This is a genomic window from Staphylococcus cohnii subsp. cohnii (assembly GCF_002902365.1).
Lineage (GTDB): Bacteria > Bacillota > Bacilli > Staphylococcales > Staphylococcaceae > Staphylococcus > Staphylococcus cohnii.
Genome location: NZ_PPQC01000033.1, coordinates 12,912 through 31,807 on the forward strand (window position 1 = coordinate 12,912; position 18,896 = coordinate 31,807).

The 18,896-nt window shown below is 30.9% G+C and carries 25 protein-coding genes; 18 read left to right on the forward strand and 7 right to left on the reverse strand.

Features of this window, described 5'->3' with window-relative positions; all coding sequences use genetic code 11:
• Nucleotides 1-79 precede the first annotated feature (79 nt).
• Genes CD032_RS05810 through pcp form a run of 3 tightly spaced genes read left to right on the forward strand, consistent with a single transcriptional unit; the run spans nt 80 to nt 2,389 of the window.
• The gene (locus tag CD032_RS05810; protein ID WP_019468807.1) at nt 80-784 is read left to right on the forward strand and encodes a DUF969 domain-containing protein; all 705 of its coding nucleotides are present in this window, start codon (nt 80-82) and stop codon (nt 782-784) included.
• Nucleotides 777-1,703 carry a DUF979 domain-containing protein gene (locus CD032_RS05815; protein ID WP_019468808.1) on the forward strand — a complete coding sequence of 309 codons (927 nt, stop codon included), beginning with the start codon at nt 777-779 and terminating at the stop codon, nt 1,701-1,703. The genes CD032_RS05810 and CD032_RS05815 overlap by 8 nt, the downstream gene beginning before the upstream one ends.
• A gap of 44 nt (nt 1,704-1,747) precedes the next feature.
• Entirely contained in the window at nt 1,748-2,389 is a 642-nt protein-coding gene (pcp, locus tag CD032_RS05820; protein ID WP_040030127.1) for a pyroglutamyl-peptidase I, read from the forward strand.
• A gap of 119 nt (nt 2,390-2,508) precedes the next feature.
• Here pcp and CD032_RS13365 read toward each other — a convergent pair whose 3' ends face one another.
• The 3 genes from CD032_RS13365 to yidC form a co-directional block, all read right to left on the reverse strand.
• Nucleotides 2,509-2,754: a GNAT family N-acetyltransferase gene (locus CD032_RS13365; protein WP_256217599.1), complete on the reverse strand. Its 246-nt coding sequence runs from the start codon at nt 2,752-2,754 to the stop codon at nt 2,509-2,511.
• A gap of 6 nt (nt 2,755-2,760) precedes the next feature.
• Nucleotides 2,761-3,009, reverse strand: a complete 249-nt coding sequence (locus CD032_RS13370) for a GNAT family N-acetyltransferase (protein WP_019468811.1) — start codon at nt 3,007-3,009, stop codon at nt 2,761-2,763.
• 143 nt (nt 3,010-3,152) lie between these two features.
• Nucleotides 3,153-3,953 (reverse strand): membrane protein insertase YidC, encoded by an 801-nt coding sequence (yidC, locus tag CD032_RS05830; RefSeq protein ID WP_019468812.1) that lies wholly within the window; start codon nt 3,951-3,953, stop codon nt 3,153-3,155.
• Between the two features lie 236 nt (nt 3,954-4,189).
• On the opposite strand from yidC, the gene CD032_RS05835 reads away from it, so the two are divergent.
• Nucleotides 4,190-5,002: a metallophosphoesterase gene (locus CD032_RS05835; RefSeq protein ID WP_019468813.1), complete on the forward strand. Its 813-nt coding sequence runs from the start codon at nt 4,190-4,192 to the stop codon at nt 5,000-5,002.
• On the opposite strand, the gene CD032_RS05840 is transcribed toward CD032_RS05835, so the two are convergent.
• On the reverse strand, nt 5,003-5,614 hold the full coding sequence (locus CD032_RS05840) for a C39 family peptidase (RefSeq protein ID WP_019468814.1): 612 nt from the start codon (nt 5,612-5,614) through the stop codon (nt 5,003-5,005).
• A gap of 164 nt (nt 5,615-5,778) precedes the next feature.
• Here CD032_RS05840 and CD032_RS13375 point away from each other — a divergent pair, with 164 nt between their 5' ends.
• Nucleotides 5,779-5,901, forward strand: coding sequence for a hypothetical protein (locus tag CD032_RS13375; RefSeq protein ID WP_258026234.1), 123 nt, complete (start codon nt 5,779-5,781; stop codon nt 5,899-5,901).
• On the forward strand, nt 5,901-6,263 hold the full coding sequence (locus CD032_RS05845) for a GyrI-like domain-containing protein (protein ID WP_230620698.1): 363 nt from the start codon (nt 5,901-5,903) through the stop codon (nt 6,261-6,263). Before CD032_RS13375 ends, CD032_RS05845 begins: the two co-directional genes overlap by 1 nt.
• Nucleotides 6,264-6,539: 276 nt before the next feature.
• Here CD032_RS05845 and tcaB read toward each other — a convergent pair whose 3' ends face one another.
• The gene (gene tcaB / locus CD032_RS05850; protein WP_019468816.1) at nt 6,540-7,745 is read right to left on the reverse strand and encodes a putative multidrug effflux MFS transporter TcaB; all 1,206 of its coding nucleotides are present in this window, start codon (nt 7,743-7,745) and stop codon (nt 6,540-6,542) included.
• A gap of 257 nt (nt 7,746-8,002) precedes the next feature.
• On the opposite strand from tcaB, the gene CD032_RS05855 reads away from it, so the two are divergent.
• The gene (locus CD032_RS05855; protein ID WP_019468817.1) at nt 8,003-8,383 is read left to right on the forward strand and encodes a GtrA family protein; all 381 of its coding nucleotides are present in this window, start codon (nt 8,003-8,005) and stop codon (nt 8,381-8,383) included.
• A gap of 241 nt (nt 8,384-8,624) precedes the next feature.
• Nucleotides 8,625-9,494 (forward strand): cation diffusion facilitator family transporter, encoded by an 870-nt coding sequence (locus CD032_RS05860; protein WP_019468818.1) that lies wholly within the window; start codon nt 8,625-8,627, stop codon nt 9,492-9,494.
• 342 nt (nt 9,495-9,836) lie between these two features.
• On the opposite strand, the gene CD032_RS05865 is transcribed toward CD032_RS05860, so the two are convergent.
• Nucleotides 9,837-10,199, reverse strand: coding sequence for an aggregation-promoting factor C-terminal-like domain-containing protein (locus tag CD032_RS05865; protein WP_019468819.1), 363 nt, complete (start codon nt 10,197-10,199; stop codon nt 9,837-9,839).
• Between the two features lie 358 nt (nt 10,200-10,557).
• Between CD032_RS05865 and CD032_RS05870 the strand changes: the two genes are divergently transcribed.
• Entirely contained in the window at nt 10,558-11,244 is a 687-nt protein-coding gene (locus CD032_RS05870; protein WP_040030126.1) for a 2,3-diphosphoglycerate-dependent phosphoglycerate mutase, read from the forward strand.
• A gap of 179 nt (nt 11,245-11,423) precedes the next feature.
• On the opposite strand, the gene CD032_RS05875 is transcribed toward CD032_RS05870, so the two are convergent.
• The gene (locus CD032_RS05875; protein ID WP_017722768.1) at nt 11,424-11,528 is read right to left on the reverse strand and encodes a putative metal homeostasis protein; all 105 of its coding nucleotides are present in this window, start codon (nt 11,526-11,528) and stop codon (nt 11,424-11,426) included.
• A 221-nt stretch (nt 11,529-11,749) separates the two neighbouring features.
• Here CD032_RS05875 and CD032_RS05880 point away from each other — a divergent pair, with 221 nt between their 5' ends.
• The 9 genes from CD032_RS05880 to CD032_RS13085 all read left to right on the forward strand — a co-directional run bounded on the left by CD032_RS05880 (nt 11,750) and on the right by CD032_RS13085 (nt 18,790).
• Nucleotides 11,750-13,198, forward strand: coding sequence for an MDR family MFS transporter (locus CD032_RS05880; protein WP_019468821.1), 1,449 nt, complete (start codon nt 11,750-11,752; stop codon nt 13,196-13,198).
• A 119-nt stretch (nt 13,199-13,317) separates the two neighbouring features.
• The gene (locus CD032_RS05885; protein WP_019468822.1) at nt 13,318-13,647 is read left to right on the forward strand and encodes an ASCH domain-containing protein; all 330 of its coding nucleotides are present in this window, start codon (nt 13,318-13,320) and stop codon (nt 13,645-13,647) included.
• Between the two features lie 238 nt (nt 13,648-13,885).
• Complete coding sequence (locus tag CD032_RS05890) at nt 13,886-14,254, forward strand: DUF4467 domain-containing protein (protein WP_019468823.1); 369 nt, start codon at nt 13,886-13,888, stop codon at nt 14,252-14,254.
• 29 nt (nt 14,255-14,283) lie between these two features.
• The gene (locus CD032_RS05895; protein WP_019468824.1) at nt 14,284-14,892 is read left to right on the forward strand and encodes a DsbA family protein; all 609 of its coding nucleotides are present in this window, start codon (nt 14,284-14,286) and stop codon (nt 14,890-14,892) included.
• Nucleotides 14,893-15,107: 215 nt separating this feature from the next.
• Nucleotides 15,108-16,646, forward strand: a complete 1,539-nt coding sequence (gene adcA / locus CD032_RS05900; RefSeq protein ID WP_103211261.1) for a zinc ABC transporter substrate-binding lipoprotein AdcA — start codon at nt 15,108-15,110, stop codon at nt 16,644-16,646.
• A gap of 183 nt (nt 16,647-16,829) precedes the next feature.
• On the forward strand, nt 16,830-17,345 hold the full coding sequence (locus CD032_RS05905; protein ID WP_019468826.1) for a YceI family protein: 516 nt from the start codon (nt 16,830-16,832) through the stop codon (nt 17,343-17,345).
• Between the two features lie 124 nt (nt 17,346-17,469).
• Nucleotides 17,470-18,048, forward strand: a complete 579-nt coding sequence (locus CD032_RS05910; protein ID WP_037539911.1) for a helix-hairpin-helix domain-containing protein — start codon at nt 17,470-17,472, stop codon at nt 18,046-18,048.
• A gap of 15 nt (nt 18,049-18,063) precedes the next feature.
• Complete coding sequence (locus CD032_RS05915) at nt 18,064-18,537, forward strand: SRPBCC family protein (RefSeq protein WP_019468828.1); 474 nt, start codon at nt 18,064-18,066, stop codon at nt 18,535-18,537.
• Between the two features lie 76 nt (nt 18,538-18,613).
• Nucleotides 18,614-18,790, forward strand: a complete 177-nt coding sequence (locus CD032_RS13085; protein ID WP_019468829.1) for a hypothetical protein — start codon at nt 18,614-18,616, stop codon at nt 18,788-18,790.
• Nucleotides 18,791-18,896: the final 106 nt, after the last annotated feature.

Sequence of the window (18,896 nt, forward strand, 5' to 3'; positions counted from 1 at the left end):
TAGGGTATAAAAATTATCTGAAAATTCATTGTATTAAAAAAGTAAACCTTTAATATAAAAGAAGAAAGGTGGAGATAACATGGAATGGTTAAAATTGATTGGAATTTTAATTATAGTACTTGGTTTTTTATTCAAGATTGATACGATTGCTGTGATTTTAATCGCCGCTGTAGCGACGGGACTTGTATCAGGTTTAAATTTGTACGTTATTCTTGAAACATTAGGAAAAGCTTTTGTTGATAATCGTTTAGTTACACTTTTTATTTTAACATTACCTATGGTGGGGTTAATTGAGCGTTTTGGTTTAAAAAAGCAGGCCTCGAATATGATTGGTAAGGTGAATAAAGTTACGAGTGGGCGATTGATGACTATCTATTTATTCATTAGAGAATTAGCGGGTGTTGCATCAATACGTATCGGAGGACATCCACAGTTTGTACGTCCATTGATTAATCCAATGGTACAGGGTGCGTTAAGAACACGCTATCATTTGCAAGAACATGAAGTAGACGAAAAGGATATCGAAAAGATTAAAGCGCAGACTTCTGCGATGGAAAATTATGGTAATTTCTTCGGTCAAAATTTGTTTGTAGGGGCAGCAGGTGTATTGTTAATGGTTGGTACGTTTCAGTCTTTAGATATTAAAGTGAATGCCATTGATCTTGTATTAGCATCATTACCAATCGCTGTTATTGTCTTTTTTATTGTGTGGATAAATAATATTAGATTTGATAAATATTTAGATCGGAAATACGGTAAAAAGCAGGTGGAAAGACATGAGTGAGCATACATTAAATCAAATTTTAGAACTATTTTACATATTAATTGGTTTACAATTACTTTATACGGCATATCGCGTGTTAAAAGCATCAACAAATAGCAAAAAATATGGTACAGCTTTATTTTGGATTTTATTAGCTATTTTATTTATTGCCGGTCCTTATATACCTAACGTAATCAATGGCATATTTATCATAGTTATGGGAATATTAACGCTATGTAAACAAGTGGTTATTAAAAATATTATAGATGTCAACGAAGCACAGGGAAATTTAGGTTCACAAAAATATGGAAATAAATTATTTATCCCCGCTATTGTTTTAGCTATAGCTGCGATTATCGTTTCTAATTGGACACCATTAGGAGGAGCAATAGGTTTAGGTGTTTCTTCGATATTAGGGTTACTTGCTGCATATATTGTTATTAAGCCAAATGGTAAATATATACTTTATGACAGTGACCGTCTAACCCAACAAATTGGAACAGTTGGTATACTACCGCAATTCTTGGCTGCATTAGGCGTACTTTTTACAGTGAGTGGTGTGGGGGATGTTATTTCCAAAGGCATATCCTCTTTTTTACCAGAGGGCAATCATCTTATAGGTGCGGCAGCATATGTCATTGGCATGGTGCTTTTTACAATGTTAATGGGTAATGCATTTGCTGCATTTACCGTTATCACAGCGAGTATCGGTATTCCATTTGTTATCGCCCAAGGTGGAGATCCTGTTATAGCCGGTGCACTGGCTATGACTGGTGGATTTTGTGGTACATTATTGACACCTATGGCAGCTAATTTTAATACTTTACCAGTTGCTTTATTAGAAATGAAACAAGAATTCGGCGTGATTAAAGCGCAAGCGCCCATTGCACTTATATTAATTTTGGTGCATATAGGATTAATGTATGTTTGGGCGTTTTAAAATGTAAAAAGTATAAATTAAAAAATGAAAAGGGGATGTTAATGATGAAAATATTAGTAACAGGGTTTGATCCTTTTGGTGGAGAAGAGATTAATCCAGCATTGGAAGCTGTTAAATTATTGCCAAATGAAATTGAAACACATCAGATTGATAAGATAGAAATACCTACAGTTTTTAATAAAAGCAAAGAAACTATAGTTAATAAATTAAAACAAGAACAATATGATGTTGTATTGACAATTGGACAAGCAGGTGGAAGATTTGAATTGACGCCAGAACGTGTAGGTATAAACATTGATGATGCGCGTATACCTGATAATGAAGGTAACCAGCCGATAGATGAAGTTATTCAATCATCAGGCGATGCCGCATATTTTTCCAATTTACCAGTTAAACGTATGACAGAGGCGATTAAGTCTGCAGGGGTACCAGCGAGATTGTCTAATACAGCAGGTACTTTTGTATGTAATCATATTTTGTATCAACTTGGATTTTTACAAGCAACACAATTTCCAAATATTAAATTTGGATTTATACATGTGCCTTTTATCCCTCAACAAGTCACAGACAAACCTGAAAAACCATCCATGTCTATTCAAACGATTGCAGAAGGTTTGGAAGCTGCTCTCAAAGCGATTATAGAATCAGATGAGGACATTAAAATTGCTTTAGGTGAAACGCATTAAATTATTTTTAGAACATATATTAAAATAAAAAAGCAGTGACACATACTATGATGATAGCGGGTGTCATTGCTTTTTTTAGTGCGTAAAACAATGTAGTAATAAAGTCGTAACTTGTTATTTTAATAATAGTGTTCATTTCTTGAATAATTCATACGAACTTCATAATAAGTTTTTCCAAAATAAGTAGCTTGTTTATCATTGCTCAACTTAAATCCAACTTGCTCATAAAAATGAATCGCATTTTTATTTTCTTCAACTACCCATAGGGTTACATTGTCAGGATAAGATAATTCCAAGGCACGTTGTGTAAGTGCATAACCAATCATATGACGCTGATAATCTTCCAATAAATAAAGTGCGAAGATTTCACTTCAGTCGTCAGAAGAAGATGAGGATTCCGTTTTGCCATAAGATATGAAACCTACTACTTCGTTTTCGACGAGGGCAACTAATGTCGGAACATTGTGCAAATAAGACTTTCTGATAAATTGAGCTTTGTCTAGGTTTTCTAAGTAATTATTTTTAGATAAATGGTCATAAGTTTCCAACCAACTTTCATAGTGGACAAGTGCTTTACCATACTTATCTGCTTCAGTTAATGCTCTTATTGTAAACTCCATACATCTTCCCCCTTTGTTTATCAAATTGTAAATATTATAGCATCTAACGATGTGTAAAAGAAATTTTTGAATTCATTACATGTAAATGAAAGAATTTTAAAATTCAATAAAGTAACATGACTCATTGTTTAGTTAATATTTGTTTAATTGAGAGAATCCGCAAGTTTTAAAGCTTCTTGTTTTGCTTGTTTACTGTAATATGAATGAGCAAAGTGCATTTGTAAAATTAAAAACAAACCACTAAATGTCCAATACAAACCAAGTGCTGCTGCAGAATGTAAAGATATGTAAGTTATAAAAATAGGTGATAATATCATCATCACATAATATGTTTTGCGTTGATTTTTAGGATAATGCATTGCATTTACAAGAGGTTGTATGAAATAAATAGCAGCTGCAATTAATGACATCCATAAATCAGGTTTTGTTAAATTGAACCATAAAAAATGAGGGAATTGATCTATTCCACCACTGCTAGGAAATTTAAGTGTCACGATTAAACCAAATAATATGGGCAACTGTATTAAAATTGGTAAACAACCGATAACGCTTTTTATTGGATTAATGTCATAACGCTTATAAGTGGTCATCAAATCTCTATTAGCTTCACGTTTTTCCTCCTGTGTTTGCGCATCTCTTACGCGTTGTTTGATGTTATCAATTTGCGGTTGTACTATCTTTGTTTTTTCTCTGATCAGATGCATGTTTTTAACTTGTATTAACATAAACGGCATTAAGATAAGGCGTATGGTCAGTACAATCATGATGATGGCTAACCCATAATTGTCGTTAAACAACTTTCCCAATCCATGCAAAAACATATCAATGGGTTTTACAAAAATAAAGTAAAACCAGCCACTTCTATCCTCTTGTTTTGAATAATCACAAGCAGTTAAAAGTAAAGGTAGCATCGTCATCATTAAGACAATCCAATTTTTCTTCATATGTTATTTCCTCCTGCTCGGGTTTTGAACAATGTAACTTTAACACAATTGCATACAATTTTTAAATATTATTTAAATAATTTCGAAAAACATTTTAATGAATGACTTACAGGTATGTTTGATATACAGAATGATTTGCTGAACGAAACTTATATGAATACAAGCGGAACATTTAAAGAATATAGTGAAGTTGTGTCATAATGAAATTGTTAAACGAGTAGAGGAATGTGATAAATATGTTAATAGGCATGATTTCAGATTTACATATCGATAGACATAATAAACTAACGCCCAAAGATTATGAACAGGCATTAGTTACAGTAATTGAGCAACAAAAAATTGAATTATTACTTATCGCTGGAGATGTTTCAAATCATTATAAGTTAACGCAATCATTTGTGAAGGAAATCGAGATACAAACAATGATAAAAGTACTGTTTGTACCGGGAAATCATGATTTTTGGTCAACGGATACTGGGGCGACTTCTTCTGAAATCTTGGATACTTATATCAAAATGGATAATTGCTTAATAGATGATCCTTTTGTCATAAATGAAGCGTGGGCGATTGTAGGTAATACAGGTTGGTATGACTATACATATGCACACTCTAAATTCTCTTTGGAACGCATTGCACGTAGGAAATATTATGGCGCTACTTGGCAAGATAAAGTGAAAATAGATTGGCAAATTGAAGACCAAAAATTATCAATGATAGCGGCCAAACAAGCGATGAAGGATATTGAAAAAGTAAAAGATAAAAAAATTATATTAATGACACACATCGTGACTCATCGTAAATTCGCAGTACCAATGCCACATAGAATATTTGATTATTTTAATGCATTTATAGGTACTTCGGGTTTTGATGAAATTTATACCCAATATGATATTAGATATAGTATTATGGGCCATGTTCATTTTCGAAATGTTTTTGAAGAAAACAACGTGACATATATTTGTCCGTGTTTAGGCTATCAACGGGAATGGCGTACACCATATATAGAACAGGAAATCAACCATGCGTTACACAAAATAGAAATTAATTAATTATTTTTGTAAATGAATGCTCATACGACCAGGTGCATTATAACTGCTTTCTAATTTCTGTTTGTTAATTTTTATAATTTGATATTTATTCGGAAAAATAGCAGGTATAATAATTGATTTCCATAAATTAGACCATAATGGATCAATATAATAATAATGGTTATCGTCATAACCAATCAGCACGGTAACATGAATGTTTGATACCAATTGATGATGTGTATTATCAATTTTAAATGTTTTGCTAAAAGGCTTTTGACCTAAAACAGTGTGATAAATGATGACAGGTTGCCCTTTATCAATGACGTCACATAATGAAGCCAGTGATTTCCCAGTACTATTAACAATACGTTTATCATACGTTTGTAAATAAGGTGCTAAGGCTGTAGGGAAAATCGTTTGATGATAACCCCATTTTACCCATAAGTGATGACCTACATAGCCTTTATATGGATTATTTGCGTGTTTCGGCCAGTGTTTCATGATATGTGTTGCTGGTATTTTGTGATTATTGAATTGTAATATCATTGCACTTGCTATGCCTTCGCACCCCATAATCATAGGTATCGGGAACAATTGGCTAATTGGTTTAACGGCTAATATTTTTTTATTCATAGATAGAGACTCCTGTATCGAATATTAAAGATTTATTAACATTGATGATTGCTTTTATTATATATCTATATCGATTTAAGTGACTACAAAGATGCTTAAATCATAGTTAATATTAGATATATTTTAATAAAAATGGTTATAATGTGCGAAAGGGGTTGAAAACAATGGATTATAGAATAGAAACATTACCCGACATTCCAGTGCCAGTTGTAGGGGTAAAAAAAGCATATGCAACTGGACAAAAAGCACAAGAAAATATTTTTAAATTTTGGAGGAATTTGAAGTAATGGGTTACAAAAATCACTTGATATCACAAAGTAATCAATACCTCGAAGGGTTATTAGGTGTTTGTCTTCCTAAAGAAAATGACGAAATGCATTATTTAATAGGTGTGACAAATGAGGAAACGCAAAGTGATTGGGAACAAGTAGAATTAGTAGAAGGCAGATACTTAGTATTTGATGCCAAAGGTCCAGTTCCAGAATCGATTAAACAAGCAATGCAAACCATTCATAGAAAAATCTTACATACTCTAGATTATGAATTGCGAAGCGCTCCTTTTTTGAGTTGTATAAACCAGGTGAATTACATTCAAACGACTATATTACTGAAATTTGGTTTCCAATCAAATAGTAGAATAGAAGTTTGAAATCAACGATGTTAGAAATATAAACACAATTGTGTCATGTAATCGTCCATTTCTATTTCAAGTCAAGTAGAATTGGACATTTATTGTGTTTATAGTATTTTATAGATTGGTATATTGAGCAAGCAAAAGAAAAGACGCCACTAAATAGCATGTTGAAACATGAATTTAGCGGCGTCTATATTAATTTTTTAACCTAAGTTTTCCAAATCAATACATATGTTATTAAATTAATTGTGAATGTTGATAATGCTTTGAATGTATTTTTTAAGCTTTAATTCATGTTATATGCTTATTAATAAGAAACGACTTTAACCCAATTTCTAACCCAATGATTAGCACTGCAGTGATTAGTAAAATAATCGTATATGGTAAGATACTGTATTCACCTTGTAATCCTACTAATGGAGACATGATACCACCAAGTATAAATTGAAATAGACCTAGTAAACTGGAAGCATTACCACTACCACCAGTACGCCCTTCCATTGCTAATGCAAAGCTTAAAGGTCCGAGACCTGTTACAGGACATACATTTAAAAAGAATGCGATAATTAATACCCATAATGGTAAATGCAGTGTTAATGTCACAATAATAAGTACAACCCCAATTATTTGAACGATTGTTAACATAATTAGCAAAAAGTAGCGATTTATATATGCCACAAGTAAGGCTGTAAGTTGACTCATAATAATAAGGCCAATGCCGTTAAAAGCAAACAAATAACTAAATTGCTGAGGCGTCATGTCATAAATTTTTTGTGTAATAAACGGTGCCGCAGATGAAAAACTAAATAACATTACGTACGTTAAGCCTTGTAAAATCATTGGAATAATAAATGCAGGCGTTTTTAACAAATGAGCAAAATCTTTAAAAATAACTTTAAAATTAAGTTTTGCTCGATTTGGTTGATATGTTTCTTCTAAATGGCGGATCGACAAAAATAAAATAATAACACTTACGATTGCCAGAATTACAAATATTGCTTTCCAATTGGATATCGTTAGTGCGTATCCACCTATGATTGGCGCAATAATCGTAATGATACCATTAATTACAAGTAATGCTGCTAGTCCTTTAGCTAATGCTTTTCCTTCATGCTGGTCTCCCATAGTAGCTTTGGCAATTACTATCGCGCCTCCGCCAGTTAAACCTTGAACTAGTCGCAAAGTGAGTAAGACACCCATGGAAGCAGTGAAAACCGCCAGTAAAGAAGCGAGCGCATAGATTGAAATGATAAACAAAGCAACTTTTTTTCGTCCATATGCATCAGACAAAGGCCCAAATATAAATTGGCCAATAGCAAGACCAATCATTGCAAATGATAAAGTAAGCTGTGCTTGAGATACAGATGTACTAAAGTCATGTTGCACATTCGGTAATGATGGCACATACATATCTATGGTTAAAGGGCCAAATGTAGTCATGATACCTAACACAATAATGACCATAATTGGCAGTTGACGATTTGAAATCTTGTCCATGTTTGAAACTCCTTTAAAATACTCTTTAATGTTTAATTATATACATGTTATCTCGTTTTGTAACTACTTATAAAAGTAATATATTAAATACCATGTATATTTAAAAACGAGCATATTAATTGAGCTCGTTGTAATTATTAATATAATACAAAACATACATTTATATGATAAAGTATTATACTAGACATAGCGCGTTAATAATATGTTTTTAATAGCAATTATTCAAAAAGACATGGAAATTTACTAAGGAGTAAAAAATGAATTTGACTAAAACACACTATGAAGTGATTAAATTTGTGATTGTAGGCGGTATGAATACTTTAAATTATTACATTGTCTATCTTTGTTTATTGAAGTTATTAGAAATGAATTATTTAGTTAGTCATATCAGTGGATTTATCATTAGTTTTGTTATTTCTTATTATTTAAATTGTTACTTTGTTTATAAAGTGACACCAACTTGGAGTAAATTCCTAAAGTTTCCATTAACTCAAGTTGTCAATATGGGCATGCAAACTTTATTATTGTACATTTTTGTACAATGGTTTGGTATATCATCTGTGATAGCACCTTTTGCAGGGCTTATCATTACGATACCTATAACATTTGTGCTCTCTAAATATATTTTGAGAGATTAGTTAAATGATTAATAGACCAACATTTTAAATATAGTTATTTTTATGAGATCAAGTTTCGGAATCAAAAATATGATTTGTTTCAAACTTGGTCTCTTATTTTTGCTCAATTTTATAATTAATATTAGGATTGGCTAAAAAAATTAGTTTATTTATATTAAATAATTTTTAAATAAAAATCGTTGTAAATATGTTTGTATTGAGTCATAATAAGTATTCAATCATACTGAAGGTGGAACGTAAGATGAGTCAAAAAGAAAAATTGGAAACAGCACAAAAAGGTGCCTTTTTAAGTTTAATCGTCTATATCATATTATCAGTAACTAAATTTATTGTAGGTTATTTATATGATTCTGCAGCTGTAAAAGCAGATAGTTTAAATAACATGACAGATATTATTGTTTCTTTGGCCGTAATTATTGGGTTGAAAATTTCTATTAAACCTGCAGACCAAAACCATCCATATGGACATTTGAAATCTGAAAATATATCATCATTACTCGTGTCATTTATTATAATGTTTGTAGGTATCCAAGTCATTATAGAGAATGTTCCTGAATTATTCACAAACGAACATCATACTCCTAATATTATAAATATTTATGTCAGTGTCATTAGTGGTTTGATTATGCTAGCTGTGTTTTATATTAATCAAAGAATTGCTAATCATACCCAAAGTAGTTCTCTGAATTCTGCAGCTAAGGACAATTTGTCGGATGCGTTAGTGAGTTTAGGAACTGCAATTGGTTTAGTATTTACACAATTTGGATTTCCAATCATTGATACGATATTAGCCATTATTTTAGGCTTACTTATAATATATACTGGTTTTGGTATCTTTAAAGAATCAATTTTTACATTAAGTGACGGTTTTAACGAGCAAGAATTAGAAGCTTATAAAAATTATGTGTTAGAAATTGAAGATGTAATAGAAGTACAAAATATTAAAGGTCGTTACCACGGTAGTAGTGTTTTTGTAGATGTAACGATTGTAGTAAAATCAGATTTGTCTTTAGAGGAAGCACATCACATTTGCGACAAAGTAGAACAACATATGCATAGCAAAGGCATTTCTTCAGTTTATGTGCATCCTGAGCCACAGTCAATACAGTAACTAAGATGTCGAGAAAGTAAATAATTTTGATTATTATCATGACTTATATTCATATTAAGTTAATAAACTACTAAAGGATAACCTGAATTAAGGTATTTAATGAATATTGATGTATAAACTGAAATTTTATTAGCTTATTTTATAGTAAAAAAAAACGAGTGGAACAGAAATCTATTTTTATCAAAAAGATTTCACTGCTCCACCCTGGTAAGAATGACTAGAATTTTAAAAAAATATAGAGGAACACCTGAGATTCAGCCCATGCATAAGCCCCACTAACTCAATAAATTGAGAAGTGGGGCTTTATTTTTTTACATATTGAAGAAATGCATAAAATTCGTTTTACCACCAACCATTTGCAGCACGGAATTCAATTGCTGCATCAATTGAGCCATAACGTTCTTCAGCATATTGAATCATACCTTTTGTTTGTTCAGTTACAGATCCAGTACCCCAAGCTTCCTTCGTTTGTCCTAAACCTCTATATCCTAATTCATTCACCGCATCTGGGTTACCGCTTGATTCTGGCATTACAATGTTATCCCAAAGTGCTTTTGTACCACCAGCAGCAATAAATTCACTATATACATCATTGTTTGCTTGAGTAGTTTCTGCAGCATCAGCTGTAGATGTATTTGAAGTTAAACCAACACCAGCAGTAGCGATTGTTACTGATGCGAATGAAGCTAATAATAATTTTTTCATTTGAAAAATCCTCCTAATAATTGTTTGTTTTAAATAATTTCAAATTGTATTTGTTAATCTGCATAGTTGTTTTAAAAGTGCTTATTTTTGTCTGTCGTATTGCTCGGTTTATCAACGTTTACAACTATAACATCATTTTTTTATAGACAGGTTACAGTAAAATAAAAATAAAAAGTCATTTATGAATAAATGAATACAATCATTTCAAAATTAAGTGTAAATTGTTATAATTTTAATGTATGGCATGAGAAATTATAGATAAAGTATTGTCGTAACAAGATTTATATCTGTATATCACTGTAATATTTTTGTAAAACGGGTGATAATATAATTTTATTCAATGGAAAGAAGGAATATTATGCCAAAACTAATTTTATGTAGACATGGACAAAGTGTTTGGAATGCTGAGAATCTATTTACAGGTTGGGCTGATGTAGATTTATCAGAACAGGGAAGAACTGAGGCAGTAACGTCGGGAAAAAAATTAAAAGAACAGGGTATAGAGATTGATATCGCCTTTACGTCTTTATTACAACGCGCCATTAAAACTACATTTCACTTATTAGATGAATCTCAACAGTTATTTATTCCTGTTATTAAATCTTGGCGCTTAAATGAGCGTCATTATGGTGGATTGCAAGGTTTAAACAAAGATAAAGCAAGAGAAAAATTTGGAGAAGAACAAGTACATATATGGAGACGTTCATATGACATAGCACCACCTGAACAAAGTGAAGAACAAAGAAAAGACTATTTAAATGATAGAAAATATGAACATTTAGATAGAAGAGTTATGCCTGAATCAGAAAGTTTGAAAGACACTTTAATTAGGGTGATTCCTTATTGGAACGACCAAATTTCACAACAGTTATTAGATGGAAAAACTGTGCTTGTTTCTGCACATGGAAATTCATTACGTGCATTAATTAAGTATTTAGAAGATGTATCAGATGAAGATATTGTAGGATATGAAATTAAAACTGGAGCGCCTTTGATTTATGATTTAACAGATGATTTAAAAGTAATAAATAAATATTACTTATAGTTTTTCAATAAATGTAAGTAAAAAAAGACCTCATAAATAGATAATGAATCGTTTAAATAAAATAATGGCTGATCCTGAAGTATATAAATGTATATTTTCAGGAATCAAGCCACATTTTAGAAGTAATGCGACAAAACCAGAAATAAATTACCATTGGTTTTGAAGTGTTACTTCTATTTTTATTTATTGCGCTTATGTTGTTGGATAATTTTGCGTGCACGTTTCCGTGTTTTAATATTAGGACTATTTAAATTACGACGTGCTGTTTGTAAATCTAATTTCATGGTGAGGACCTCCTTTATCTATAGATATTATGTAAGAAAAAACCTGAAATGTAAATAGTAATTATTACGATTTATGACTATTTTTTAAATCTCTCAAAATAAAAGATTAAAATAAAACTAATATTTTAAGTATTTTTAATGATAAATTAAACTAAAATATGTATAATGCAGAAATGCGACTAAAAAGAGTTGATAAATTAATAGAAAATAGGAGTACAAAAATGGATCAAAAGACGAAAATTATAATGATTTTGATGATGTTGTGTGGTGGATTTTTTGGATTATTAAATGAAACCTTATTAACTACAGCATTACCAAGCATAATGAAAGATTTTAAAATAGATTACACACAAGTACAGTGGCTTACTACGGCCTTTTTATTGACCAATGGTGTAATAATCCCATTGTCAGCAATGATTATTCAAAGATACTCAACAAGAAAAGTATTTTTAACTGCAATATTTATCTTTTTTATCGGGACTTTAATTGCAGGATTTAGTCCAAACTTTTCTGTTTTATTAAGTGCAAGAATTGTTCAAGCACTTGGTTCTGGTATCATGATGCCACTGATGATGACGACGATCTTAGATGTATTTGAACCTCATGAAAGAGGTAAATATATGGGGACTTTTGGTTTGGTGATTGGTTTAGCTCCAGCAATTGGTCCGACACTGTCTGGTTATTTAGTAGAGTATTTAAATTGGCGTTCATTATTCCATGTCGTTGCTCCAATAGCTGCACTTACTTTCATTGGTGCACTTAAATTCGTCAAAAATGTTGGTACTAATCGAAAGACACGTATTGATATTTTATCAATAATCTTATCTGTGTTCGGTTTTGGTGGTTTGCTATACGGTACAAGTTCAATTTCTCGTGATGGCTGGAACGATCCAATTGTATTGACTACTGTAATTGGTGGCATTATTTTAGTTGCTGCTTTTATATTTCGTCAAACACGTTTGGAAAATCCACTGCTTGATTTTTCAGTATTCAAAGACAGTCAATTTGCCGTAGGTATTATCATAATGGCTTTTACGATGATTTCAATGATTGGTTCTGAAACTGTGTTACCGATGTTTGTGCAGAATATTATGAATGACTCAGCACTTCAATCAGGATTGATTTTATTACCTGGAGCTATCGTAATGGGGATTATGTCAGTGATTTCAGGTTTACTCTATGAAAAATATGGTGCTAAAATATTAGCATTCATTGGTATGTTTATTGTAGTTGTAACAACTTCTTATTTTGTAATCATGGATGAACATACTTCATCAGCGATATTAGCTACTGTATATGCTATTCGTATGATTGGTATCGCACTTGGTTTAATGCCATTAATGACACATACAATGAATCAATTAGCGCCAGAAATGAATGCCCATGGTTCATCGATGACAAATACTATACAACAAATATCTGCATCAATTGGTACAGCAGGTTTGATTACAATTATGAGTCAGGTTGCTAAAAACTACACACCAAATATGTCTGAGTTTAAAGATATGAGCCAAAAACAAATGACAGCAGAAATTCAACATCAAGCATTGCTAAGTGGGTATCACGGTGCCTTTTGGTTTGCAGTCATTATATCAATTATTAGTTTAATAAGTGTGTTTATGTTGAAAAGCAAAAGACAACTTAAATTAGAAGAAAAGAATGCTGAATAATTAAATTTGCGACATCGTACTGCATTAAGCGAAATTGTCTTGTAAATGATATTAATATTATGATACTTTGATATCAATATAAATATTATGAATGGAGCGTATGGATTATAGAACACTCGATGCATTTAAATAATGAACCTTTTCAATTAATGAAAAACGAAGTCAAAACGATTGAAATTAGATTGAATGATGAAAAAAGACAAGAAATTAAAAGCGGCGATTATATTGTATTCCAAAATTTAATGAATGAAGAAACATTAACAGTCCAAGTTAAGGAAATTGTAGTGTTTTCTTCGTTTCAGTCACTGTTGAATCAATATACAAATGAAGAAGTTGGAGCGAAAGCAGATGATCAACTTTCTCAAAAATTAGCGGCTATATATCAAATTTATTCACAAACAGATGAACTTAATTACGGTGCATTAGCAATCAAAGTGGCACTAATATGATGAAAATGAAAATAATTGAGTTATAGCTAGGATAAAGTTGTACCATAGGTGAAAATTTAATTTTTTACGGTAAATATGACACTTTCGTTAAATTCATTTATGAATGAATTTTTCGGAAGTGTTTTTATATAAATATAAAAATAATGTTATAGTTCTAGCACATCAAAGATTTTCGTTGTAAGATAAAACTTATGGTTAAATAATATTAGATATGAGAAGTAATATTAGGAGTGTAAATATGAAAAAATTAATGACGATGGTGTTCATTTCAATAATCATTATAGCTGGGTGCAGTAGTGGGAAATATGCTGATGAGATTGACAAAGCAGTGCATCAACAGAAAAAACAACAAAAGATTTTAGCTGATAAGCAAAATGGCGATGTGGAATCTAAGTTTGAAAAAAAGAATGCGAATATCTATGTGTATGACAAAGGTAAATATGTGACTATTGCTTATAAACCATTAAAAGATGATGATGAAGTTCATTTTTATACATATAAAATAACAGATGGTAAAGCACATTACTTAAAAAACTTTAATTCAAAATCATATTCACATGCACATGATGCGGATTATAAAGAAGAAAATATGAACTTAGAAGAATAAAACAAGATAAGAAGGTGTGTTTTTAACAAATGAAGAAATGTTGGTTAAGTTTGTTATTAATGGCAGTAGTCATTTTTGTTTCCGCATGTTCGAATGACAATCAAAATGTACATCAAGATGACAAATATGGAAAAGGTGGAAAGATTAAAATTATTGAGTATGGTGATTTTAAGTGCCCATATTGTAAAAAAGTAGAAGAACATATTATGCCTAAATTAAAAAAAGAATATATTGATACGAAAAAAGTAGATTATCAATTTGTTAATATGGCATTTTTAGGAAAAGATTCAATTATAGGTTCAAGGGCAGGTCATGCAGTAAGGCAATATGCACCTAAACAATATTTAAAATTTCAAAAGTTAATGTTTAAGCAACAACCGAACTCAGAAAAAAAATGGATTACCGAACAACTCGTTGATCAACAAATAAATCTATTGGAAATTTCAAATGGTAAAAAAGAAAAGATAAAAGCGAGTTATAAAACAAAAGATAGTGAATCATGGAAAGCAGCCGAACAAGATCAAAAACAATATAAAGAAAACCATATTGAAACAGCACCTACAGTTTTTGTAGCAGGTAAAAAAGTAGAGGACCCGTATAAATATAAGAACTATAAAAAAATACTTGAAGAAAGTTAAATATTAAAATTTAGATTTAAACTTTAATATCAAAAGCCCGTTCCTGAACGTTTTATAAAACATTTAGGAACGGGCATTTTTAGTTTATATGAAAAAGAAGGACTAACTTATTGAATCGAAACAATTACGAAAAAAATCAAAATATGTATTGCATATCTCGAAAAGTACAGTTATAATTTTAAATCGTAATGATTACTATCTGAGGAGGAATAAGAATGAAAAAGTCAATATACATACTGTCATTTGTCATTATATTAGCGATCATCGTTACTGCTTGTAGTGCCACAAAGTCTAACGAATCAAAAGATAATGACAAAATAAAAATTAATACTACTGTATTTCCATTAAAATCATTTGCCAATCAAATAGGTGGAAAGTATGTTTCAGTTAAATCTATTTATCCTACTGGTGCAGATTTACATACATATGAGCCAACACAAAAAGATATTATGAATGCGAGTAAAGCAGATATGTTCCTGTATACAGGTGACGATTTGGATCCTATTGCTAAAAAAGTGGCAGCAACAATTAAAAAGGATGATAAAAAGGTATCGTTAGGAGATAAAATTGATAAAAGCGAATTATTAACTGATCAACACGACGAAGAACATGAAGAACATGGTGACCATCATGAACATGGACATCATCATGGTGGCTATGACCCTCATGTATGGTTAGACCCAAAATTTAATCAAGTCTTTGCAAAAGAGATCAGAGATAAATTAATAAAACAAGACCCTAAACACAAATCTTATTATGAAAAAAACTATAATAAGTTGAAAGAAGATTTGATGGGTATAGATCAAAAAATGCAAAACATCACTGAAGATAAGCAAGGTAATACCGTATATATATCACATGAATCTATTGGTTATCTTTCAGAAAGATATGGATTTGTCCAAAAAGGTATACAAAATATGAATGCTGAAGATCCATCTCAAAAAGCATTAGCAAAAATTGTGAAAGAGATTAATGATTCAGGCGCAAAATACGTTTTGTATGAAGCCAATGTTTCTAATAAAGTCACAGATACGATTCGCAAAGAAACAAAAGCAAAACCATTGAAGTTTAATAACATGGAGTCATTATCAAAAGAACAAGCAGAAGATAATAAACTGACATATCAATCCCTAATGGAAAAAAATATAAAACATCTTGATATGGCATTAAATGACGATGTTAAAACAGATGATGAACACGCACATGATAAACATGAAAAAGCAATTGCTGATGGCTACTTTAAGGATAGTCAAGTAAAAGATAGAAAATTAACTGATTATGAAGGAGAATGGCAATCAGTTTATCCGTTTTTAAAAGATGGCACGTTAGATGATGTCATGAAACACAAAGCAAAAGAAGATAATCAAATGACTGCAAAAGAATATAAAGCATATTACCAAAAAGGATATAAGACAAATATTAGTAATATAAATATTACGGAGGATACGATTACTTTTAAAAAAGACGGTAAGACCTTAACTGGCCAATACAAATACGATGGGAAAGATATTTTGAAATATGAAAAAGGTAATAGAGGTGTCAGATATTCATTTAAACGAGTAGGCTATAATAAAGATTTACCAAAATATGTACAATTTAGCGATCATAATATTGCACCTAAAAAAGCAGTACATTTCCATATATTTATGGGAGATAATAAACAAAAAGTATTAAAAGAATTAGACAATTGGCCAACATATTACTCAAGTGAATTAACAAAAGCACAAATTAAAAAAGAAATATTAGCACATTAAAGTCTAAATCAATGTGTGGATTTAAGTGAAATTAATTATTTATATAGATAATGAGTAAAATTTTGTTTTACGGGAATATTTTTCATAGAAACACAAATATGAGCTTTTCTATCGATATATAAAATATACCTGATATAATAAATGCATCAATAGAAAGTTAATAATTTGGAGGTATGAATTTTTATGACAAAATTTAATTTTGATCCAGCACATTCAGTAGTAGAATTTTCAGTTAAACACCTGGTGATTTCAAATATAAAAGGTAGATTTAATGAATTCGAAGCTTCACTTGAAGGAGATTTAAATGATTTAAGTACAATTAAAGGTGGTTTAACAATCAAAGCAGATTCAATTGACACTCGCGTTGGTGATCGTGATAATCACTTAAAAAGTGGTGATTTCTTAGATGTTGAAAACTACCCTGAAATTAAATTTGATGTAACAAAAGTAGATGGAAATTCAGTTACTGGTAATTTAACAATTAAAGATGTAACTGAAGAAGAAACTTTTGAATTATCATATGAAGGTCAAAGTAAAAACCCATTAAATGGAGCTACAACAGCAGGATTCATCGCTAATGGCACAATTAACCGTGAAAAATATGGTGTGACATTTAACCAACCACTTGAAACTGGTGGCGTAATGATTGGTAAGGATATAAACTTCCAAGTAAGCCTTGAATTTGCATTAGAAGATTAATAACAAAAATTATAGTAAAAAGGTCCAAGACTGATGTTTGTCTTGGATCTTTTTTTGTTATATAAAATTTAAAATCCTTTTATGCGGGTATAAAGTATTAAAAAGGGAGATTTCAGTGGCAACAATGTTACCTAAAATTGGTCGTCCAGCAACGAATGCGTTAGCTTCGATCGGTATAAATACTTTAGAAGAATTAGCAAAATATGAACGAACTACTATATTAGATACTCATGGCGTAGGACCTAAAGCAATCAGCATATTAGAAAATGCGTTAACAGAAGCAGGACTATCATTTAAAAATGAAGCGGCTTCAGAATTTCCATTTGAAATGGTTGGAGATTTAGGGTGTGATAATGCACCCAAACGGCGAATCATGTTAGATTTTCTAATTGGATCTGCATTAGCTGATAAGAATAAGTTATCACAAACAGTTGTGTCAAATTTCAAGTGGCAAGTGCCTGGTGCTTTTGAATTGAACAGTTTAGATGAATTTCACAATGAAATTGAAGCGCATAAAGTAGATATTAAAAGAATAGAAGTGACGCATAATTTAACACACGGAAAGTTTGGTGCAATGCATGGTACTCAGTTAAATAGTGATGGCACAGCAGTCTACTTTGCGGATTTTATTGAGTTTGAAAGCAATCGTAAAAATGCCAAAATTAAAACAGTGACATCTTATGTAATTATGAATGATGAATAAAAAGGAGCGTTTTAAGTGAGTATAGAAGTAAATGAAAATAAAATTATATTTAAAAGAGATTTTGAAGCAACTGTAGAAGAAATATTTGACGCATATACTGAGCAGTCTTTATTTGAACAATGGTTCCACCCTCAAGGTGCAACAACAAAAGTGTTCGAATTTAATATTGTGACTGGAGGTCAAGCGTTTTTTGCAATATATACTGATCAAGGTACAAGTTATACATTAACAAAGTATAATGAAGTCAAAGCACCTTATTTAATTGATTATAACGATTACTTTACTGATAAAGAAGGTAATATTGATAAAAATATGGCTAGTATGCGTAATGTCATTCAATTAGAACAGAAAGGTGAGAATTCAACACGTATTATATCCACTGCAGAACTACCAGATCCTAAATCAGCACAACAATTACTTGATATGGGTGTAGAAGCGGGTATGAATAGCACATTTGATAATTTAGAAACACTTTTAAAAAATAAATAGTCATAGATATGTAAGAATTGAAACACTTGTACACTTTAGCTTTTAGTTATAATAAAAGTGAAAAGAGGTGAGTGTATTGAATAAACGTTATTTAAAAGTATTAGGGTTATATACGATAAGTACGCTTGGACCAGCTATGATGTTAAATGAAAAATGTTTAAGTAGCAGTACATTCAAATGGTTATTACGTACTTTAACAGGCTATGGTATTTTTGCTTATGGCCTACATATATTAACAAAATTTAAAAAATAACAGCAAGCAGCGCGATTAAGTTAGAGCTATCCACGCTCCAATATGAGCGCTAATTCGTTATGAACTGTCTCTAATATTTGGAGTGAAATAAAGACACTTTCGTTGA